Source organism: Paenibacillus sp. HGF5, assembly GCF_000204455.1.
GTDB classification, from domain to species: Bacteria; Bacillota; Bacilli; order Paenibacillales; family Paenibacillaceae; genus Paenibacillus_AQ; species Paenibacillus_AQ lautus_A.
Map to the genome: position 1 here is coordinate 61,969 of NZ_AEXS01000175.1, position 7,603 is coordinate 69,571.

8 protein-coding genes are annotated in these 7,603 nt (G+C 51.8%); 2 read left to right on the forward strand and 6 right to left on the reverse strand.

The features are described from left to right. Positions 1 to 10: 10 nt before the first annotated feature. From HMPREF9412_RS29835 to HMPREF9412_RS29845, 3 genes are all read right to left on the reverse strand, one after another. Positions 11 to 805: an SDR family NAD(P)-dependent oxidoreductase gene (locus HMPREF9412_RS29835; RefSeq protein WP_009595590.1), complete on the reverse strand. Its 795-nt coding sequence runs from the start codon at positions 803 to 805 to the stop codon at positions 11 to 13. A gap of 120 nt (positions 806 to 925) precedes the next feature. After that, a complete protein-coding gene (locus HMPREF9412_RS29840) occupies positions 926 to 1,771 on the reverse strand; it encodes an aldo/keto reductase (protein ID WP_009595589.1) in 846 nt (281 codons plus the stop codon). Positions 1,772 to 1,881: 110 nt separating this feature from the next. Next, the gene (locus HMPREF9412_RS29845) at positions 1,882 to 3,105 is read right to left on the reverse strand and encodes an MFS transporter (protein WP_009595629.1); all 1,224 of its coding nucleotides are present in this window, start codon (positions 3,103 to 3,105) and stop codon (positions 1,882 to 1,884) included. 193 nt (positions 3,106 to 3,298) lie between these two features. Between HMPREF9412_RS29845 and HMPREF9412_RS29850 the strand changes: the two genes are divergently transcribed. Continuing rightward, on the forward strand, positions 3,299 to 3,697 hold the full coding sequence (locus HMPREF9412_RS29850; RefSeq protein WP_009595637.1) for a winged helix-turn-helix transcriptional regulator: 399 nt from the start codon (positions 3,299 to 3,301) through the stop codon (positions 3,695 to 3,697). Between the two features lie 156 nt (positions 3,698 to 3,853). Next, positions 3,854 to 4,327 (forward strand): dihydrofolate reductase family protein, encoded by a 474-nt coding sequence (locus tag HMPREF9412_RS32355; RefSeq protein WP_009595605.1) that lies wholly within the window; start codon positions 3,854 to 3,856, stop codon positions 4,325 to 4,327. 157 nt (positions 4,328 to 4,484) lie between these two features. On the opposite strand, the gene HMPREF9412_RS29860 is transcribed toward HMPREF9412_RS32355, so the two are convergent. The 3 genes from HMPREF9412_RS29860 to HMPREF9412_RS29870 form a co-directional block, all read right to left on the reverse strand. After that, positions 4,485 to 5,483: an ABC transporter substrate-binding protein gene (locus tag HMPREF9412_RS29860; protein WP_009595598.1), complete on the reverse strand. Its 999-nt coding sequence runs from the start codon at positions 5,481 to 5,483 to the stop codon at positions 4,485 to 4,487. A gap of 34 nt (positions 5,484 to 5,517) precedes the next feature. After that, positions 5,518 to 7,233, reverse strand: coding sequence for an ABC transporter ATP-binding protein (locus tag HMPREF9412_RS29865; protein ID WP_009595579.1), 1,716 nt, complete (start codon positions 7,231 to 7,233; stop codon positions 5,518 to 5,520). Positions 7,234 to 7,323: 90 nt separating this feature from the next. Next, the coding region (locus tag HMPREF9412_RS29870; protein ID WP_009595584.1) for an iron chelate uptake ABC transporter family permease subunit at positions 7,324 to 7,603 on the reverse strand (280 nt) is incomplete at its 5' end.

Genomic DNA, 7,603 nt, shown 5'->3' on the forward strand with positions numbered 1-7,603 from the left:
CATGGCTTGCTCAAAATACGCTTCGTACCAAGCCGCCGTCAATCCGGAGCGCCGAACCGTTGATCGCGGAGGATTTAGGACTGCTAAGGTAGGCAACGAAATCGGCAATTTCCTCCGGACGAATCAGCCGCTGAATAATGGAAGTTGGGCGATTTTCCTTCATAAACCGCTGTTCGGCTTCTTCGATGGGTAGATTCTCATCGGGATACAGCGTATCCAGCATCGTTTCGACGCCTTCCGTAAGGGTGGAGCCGGGCATGACGGTATTCACCGTGACGCGGGTTCCTGTCGTCAATTCGGCCAAACTCCGGGAAAGCGACAGCTGCATCGTCTTGGTTGCGCTGTAATGCGCCATCTCCTGGGACGGCATGACGGCGGCTTCGCTCGCGATAAAAATAATTCGGCCTTCATTGCGGCTGATCATGTTCTGCAAATAGTGTCTGGTTAAACGGACGCCGCTCATGATATTCGTCTCGAAGAACCTGAACCATTCCGCATCCGATATATCGAAAAATTCGGCAGGCTCGAAGATTCCTAAATTATTGATTAGAATATCAACGACCGGGGCGGCTTCCCTGACCTGATGGCAGCCCTCTTCGGTTCCAAGATCCGCTACGGCATAACGCAGCTCGGCATCCGGATGGACGGCGCGAATGTCATGGATCGTCTGTTTCACCTTATCCTCATGTCTTCCATTAATAATGACGGACGCCCCTTCGGCAGCCAGCGACATGGCGATCGCTTTGCCGATGCCCGATGTCGAGCCTGTGACCAATGCGACTTTACCCTGCAAATCCAAGTTCATGATCCTCGCTCCTTTTCGTTTATGTAGGAATGGACCCTCCCGATCCCCACCGCGGTGGAGAAAGCTCAGGAGAGTCCCACTATTCATTACACCTATATTCTTGCTATAAACGCCGATTTTTTAGAAATCAAAATTGTCCGGGTCAGGTCCCACTCGGTGATTCTGATTCAAGCTGTTGATGCGCTGCATATCCTCGAAGGACAATTCAAAATCAAATAGATCGGAGTTCTCGGTAATCCGATGCTCTTTGGTCGATTTCGGAATCGTCACCACGCCGTTCTGCAAATCCCAGCGAAGAATGATCTGCGCGATGGATTTATGATGCTTCTTCGCGATGATCTGAAGGTCCTCCTGATCCAGCAGCTGACCCTGCATTAAGGGAGACCACGCTTCTAGCTGAATACCGTTCGCCTGGCAGTACGCCTGCAATTCTTTTTGCGTTAATCGGGGATGATATTCCACCTGGTTCACCATGGGTTTGATTTCGGTTTCCTTCATTAACCTCTCCAGATGATGGATTTGGAAATTGCTCACGCCGATAGCTTTCACGCGTCCTTGCTTATACAACGCTTCGAGCGCCTTCCACGCCTCTATATATTTCCCTTCAACAGGCCAGTGTATAAGGTACAAGTCCAAATACTCCAATCCCAGCTTTCGCAAGCTTTCCTCATAAGCCTTCAAAGTCGATTCATAACCCAGATCGGCATTCCACACCTTGGAGGTGACGAACAGATCCTCTCTCTTTAATCCGGCAGCTGCCAATCCCTCGCGGATGCCCTGCCCGACACCTTCTTCATTGCCGTATATTGCGGCGGTGTCCACGCTCCGATAGCCGTGCTGGATGGCCGTACGAACGGCATTCACCAGCTCCGGTCCTTCTTCAACTTTAAATACGCCTAGTCCAAACCAAGGCATGTTGACGCCATTATATAAAGTGGTTGTATCTTGTAAGTGTTTTGCAGTCATGTTGATAAACCTCCGAAATTTTTTGGTTTGTGAAAAAGTGGATGAACCTATTGTGCAGTGTTTCCCATGATCGGCTCGGCCATCACCTCCCTTCATCCTAAAATGTTGTTTCATGCCGCTGGCATACCCGGCTTATCCGATGTATCCGGATTTCCCGAATCCTTTCGTTCCAGCTTCAAGCTCCAGCCCGTGAGCACGACCGCACCGGCCACCATCAGGGCTCCGATCCATGCCGTATGAATCAAGCCCATGGAATTCGTGATCAAGCCGCCTAGAAAAGCGCCGATGGCAATGCCGGCATTAAATGCGGCAATGTTCAGCGCGGACGCCATATTCACGGCTCCGGGCGCAAAGCGCTCGGCCAGCATCACGACGTAAACCTGCAACCCCGGCACGTTCATGAACGCCAGGAATCCCATAAGAATAATCGTGATGAGTCCCGCCGCTTGAAACGGTGCGGTAAACGTAAGCGTGAACAGCACCAGCGCTTGGGCTATAAACATATAGAACAAGGCTTTAAGCGGGTTGCGATTGGCCGCCTTTCCACCGATCACGTTACCGACTGCAATGGCGATCCCATAGACAAGCAGGATGACGGCCACCGTATTTTCGTTGAAGCCTGTTATATCCTGAAGCAATGGGGATAAATAAGTGAAGACAACAAAGGTCCCGCCATAACCGAGAGCCGTAATCAGAAGCATGAGCAGCAGTCTTCCGTTCGTCATCAATTTAGCCTGATCGCGGAATGAAGTGCGCTCTCCCTTAGGCAGGTCCGAAGGGACCAGGATACTATTCGCAATCAGCGCAACGATGCCGACCGCAACAATTGCGACAAAAGCAAGCCTCCAGCCCAGCTGCTGACCGATAAACGTTCCGAGCGGAACGCCGGTGACCGTGGCTACGGTAAGGCCCGTGAACATAATGGAGATCGCTGATGCCCTGCGGTTCTCAGGCACCACGCTTGCGGCAATAATCGAGCCGATCGACATGAACACGCCATGTGAGAAGGCCGGCAGGACGCGTGCTGCAAGCAGAACGCCAATGGAAGCTGCGCCTGCTGCCAAGCTGTTACCGATAATAAAAATGATCATAATCCAGAGCAGTAACGTCTTCCTGGACATCCTGGATGTGAGCGACGTGAGGATCGGCGCACCGAAGGTAACGCCCAGCGCATACATCGACACGGTTAATCCGGCTGTCGTCACGGAGATATTCATATCCTCCGCAATCAACGGCAGCAGGCCTACGCTGATGAATTCCGTTGTTCCGATGGCGAAGGCACTGACGGCAAGCGCTATAAGCGCAAGCAAACTTCTTTTTTTATCTATAATCATGATGTTCCTATTTTCCCCCTATCCTATTCGCTTACTTGTATATTGTAAAAATATGACGTATGGTGTAATCCAGCTGGCAAATGCTATTATGATTCATATCATCAATTGTGTGAAGAACGTACTTTTTTGTAATGTAGGTACCTGACAGTACCCTAGGCACTTTTTGGTGCCTATCAAGAATAGGAGGCTCCATATGCAAACGAAGAAATACAATATAGCCGTCGAAGCAACATTGGAAGTGATCGGGGGCAAGTGGAAATGCGTGATCCTCTGCCATCTGACCCATGGCCGTAAACGAACCAACGAGCTGAAGCGCCTCATGCCGCACATCACCCAAAAAATGCTGACGCAGCAGCTGCGAGAGCTGGAGGACGATGGCGTGATCAATCGCATTATTCATAATCAAGTGCCGCCTAAAGTGGAATATGAGCTCAGCGAGTACGGCAGAAGTTTAAGCGGAATTCTGGATATGCTCTGTGCATGGGGCGAAAAACATATCACGAAAATATACGGGGACAAATTCAGCGTGCTGGAGGACAGCATATTGAACGATAAGCTGAAAGCCGTGGACGAACCGACGGATGCTCGATAAAACCAGACCGCATGCCGCGATTATAGCGCTATCTTGTGGTTGAGCCAGCTTCAAGTGAATCTTCTTTTCTCCATGACAGTAATAAACCAAGGGCAAGGACCGCATGCGCGGACCTTGCCCTTGTTACATCCTGCATCTCTGTTTTTTTGCGTCACCATGAAATTAGCAAATGATAAGAAATTTAATCATAACGCGGGTCGCAGGACCGGCGCTGTCATTCTTGGCCGCACGATGTTTGATCATGGACAACCTTTTTGGGGAGATACCCCCCCCCCTTTTCATATGCCGGTATTTATACTGACTCATGAAGAACGGCAGACAGAAACGAAGGATGGCGGTACGACTTATACCTTTGTCACGGAAGGGATCGAACGAGCATTGGAGCAAGCAAAAGCTGCGGCGGGGAGCAAAGACGTCAAAATCGCCGGAGGCGCCAACGTCATACAACAATATATGGGAGCAGGCCTGCTGGATGAGCTCCTGATCACGCTGGTGCCGATCCTTCTAAGCAACGGACAGAAATTGTTCGAACATCTCCCCTCCGATATCGAATTCGCTCGGACAACCGTCATCGAATCTCCCGGTGTAACGCATCTGAGGTACCGTCTTATTCACCACGCCAAGGCATGATGGGTTTCTGCATGGCTTGCGTTTCGTCATTTCCACGGAAAATGCAAATGGCAGCACCCTCATCATCAGGGGCTGCCATTTCGCTGCTTCATGAAGAGAGGATCAACGTCACCTCCATCCTGCCCGCCTTTCTCCCGGGGAGCACCGATACCGCGGTTTATTTCGCATTCTCCTTTTCTTTTTGGCTGACGATCATGTCCGTCACTTCCTCGGCCTGAGCCAGGACCGCAATGGGATCAAACGGCCAGAATCGCTTGGCATCCAGATAAAACACGCGATCCTGCTTCACCGCTTCAATCGAAGTCCACACCTTATCCTTCTTATCCATCTCGGCCCCGTTAGACTCATCAAAGAAAATATAATCGCCTGCATAATCTTTGAGCACTTCCAAGGAAACCTCCTTGTAAGTCACGTTGGCATCAATCAATTCCTTTTGGATCCTTGCCGGAGGCGTTAACTGGAGTTCCTTATAGATGGCCAAGCCCCCGCGATAAATGCCGTCACCGTACAGGTAGAAGGTTTTGCCGAATGCGCCGAAGATCGAGAACGTCTCCCCTTCTTCCAACACGCCGTTCACTTTTGTGCGCAGCGCTTCGATTTTTTCATCAAAACCGGCAAGCCATTCTTTTGCTTCTTCTTCCTTGCCAAGGATTGCGCCGAGTCCCTCTACTTCTTCGTGCACGCCTCGATAGGTTTCATAAGGAAGAATGACGGTCGGTGCGATTTTGGACAGTTTCTCGTATAGCTCCGGGTCCGAGTTCGCGCTGATAATCAGGTCGGGGTTAAGTTCCACTATCTTCTCCGCAGAGCTTTCCCCGGTGTTCTCTATGCCATCGATCAGGTCCTGGATATGGACGTTCTCCAGATCCGTCGCTGTAGCGCCTACCGGCTTTTCTCCGAGCAGCAGCAGCGTTGGCAAGTAGGCATCCACTACAATTCGCTGAGGATCCGTCGGAATTTCGATGTCTCCGTTAACTGTCGGCACCTTTTTGGTTGTTGGGGCTGAGGCTTCAGTCTTTGCAGTATCCGTCCCTGTTGCTGTTTCGCCTGCGGAGCCGGCATGATTCGCCGTATTTCCATTTGCGCCGCATGCCGAGATGAAGATCGAGCATAAGACAAGCATGGCGAGCATGACGCGTAATTTTGACTTGAACATATTTTACATCCTCCTAAGTATGTTGTTGGTTGAATCAAGCCCCGAATTGAGCTCGATGCAAACGGCTGTATATGCCGCGAGCCGCGAGCAGATCCTCATGGACTCCTTGTTCGGCGATGCCTTTGTCCGCAACGACCACGATGCGATCCGCATTCTTGATGGTTGCGAGCCGGTGGGCAATCACCAGCGTCGTTCGTCCTTCCGAGAGCTCGGCAAGCGCCTGTTGGATCGCCGCTTCGGTTTCCGCATCGAGCGCGGACGTCGCCTCGTCGAGAATGAGGATCGGCGGGTTCTTAAGGAACATCCGGGCTATCGACAGTCGCTGTTTCTGTCCACCGGACAGCTTCACGCCCCGCTCGCCAATCAAGGTGTCCAGCCCATCCGGAAGCGAAGCAACCAGCTCTTCAAGCTGGGCACGGCCCACCGCTTTCATGATGTCGCCGTCGTCAGCATCCAGCCTGCCATAAGCGATATTTTCGCGGATGCTGCCATCAAACAGGAACACGTCCTGCTGGACGATGCCAATATGGGAACGAAGGGATTGCAGCGTCATGTCGCGAATATCGATCCCGTCGATCGTAATCCGTCCGGCTTCCATGTCATAGAAACGGGGCAGCAATGAGCACAGCGTGGTCTTGCCCGCTCCGGACGGCCCCACAAGCGCGACGGTTTCGCCTGCGCGAATGGACAAATGGACATCCTCCAGGACGTGGTCTTTGTTCTCGTACCCGAAGGTTACGCCGTGAAAGGCAATGTCACCCCGTACATGGCCGACCGGCTTGGCACCCGGCATATCCGCGACGTCGGGTTCGCTTTCCAAAAGCTCCAAATACCGTTTAAAGCCGGCGATTCCCTTCGGATACATCTCAATGACCGCATTGATTTGTTTAATCGGACCGAGGAACACGTTAGAGAGCATGACAAAAGCGATAAATTCCCCGTTGGTCATTCGGCCCTCAATCACGAACCAGGTGCCGCATACCAGCACGAACAGGGAGATGAATTTCATCAGGATAAAGCTGATCGACGAGTTCCAGGCCATGATGCGGTAAGCAATCAGCTTTGTCACGCGAAAGCGGTTGTTGTTCTCGGCGAAACGCGCGATTTCATGCTCCTCGTTCGAGAAGGCTTGAACCACGCGGATCCCGCTGACGTTGTTCTCCACGCGTGCATTGTAATCGGCAATATCGGAGAACATGCGCTTGAACGCCGCCGACATTTTCCCGCTGAAATACAGCGATAAATAGATCATCAAAGGAACGATCACAAACGTCATCACGGCAAGCTGCCAGTTGATCCCGAGCATGATGCCCAGCGCTCCGGCGAGCGTCATGACGGCGATGAACAGGTCTTCCGGACCATGGTGGGCAATCTCGCCGATATCCATCAGGTCGTTGGTCATTCTCGAAACAAGATGTCCCGTCTTGTTGTTGTCAAAAAAACGGAAGGATTGCTTCTGAACCCGATCGAACAGCTTTTTGCGCATATCCGTTTCAATGTTGATGCCGAGTTTATGACCCCAATACGTGACTACGTAATGCAGGAAAGAACTGACGACATAAATGCCGAGAAGCCCAAGACAAGCGTATAAAATCCACTTCCAGTTCCCGCTTGGCAGCAAGTCGTCGATCACGCGGTTGACGGCTACCGGGAATATCAATTCCAGTAAAGCCGCAAAGATAGCGCAGCAAAAATCCAATATGAATAGCCCTTTATAAGGCTTGTAATAGGAAAAAAATCGGCGTAGCATAAGGACCTCCTTAAATCCGTAATGGCGGTAATAAATGTGCAAGCCCTTACCCGTCGCAAGTTTGCGCTAGATCCCTGCGATCTTGGGCAGCTAAGCTCTTGTCCTGGATAGCAGGTACAGGAAGTACGGAGCGCCAATCACGGCAACCACGATCCCGGTCGGAATCTCGGACGGTTGAATGATCCAGCGGCCCAAAGTGTCGGCAGTGATGACCAGCAAGGCACCGACCAGCGCCGTTACCGGAAGCAGCATTTGATGCTTCGCACCGACCAAACGCCTGGCCAGATGCGGCGCTATAAGGCCGACGAATCCGATGCCGCCGCTTACCGCAACGCAGGAGGCAGCCAGTCCGACCGTCGCTGCCAGCAGC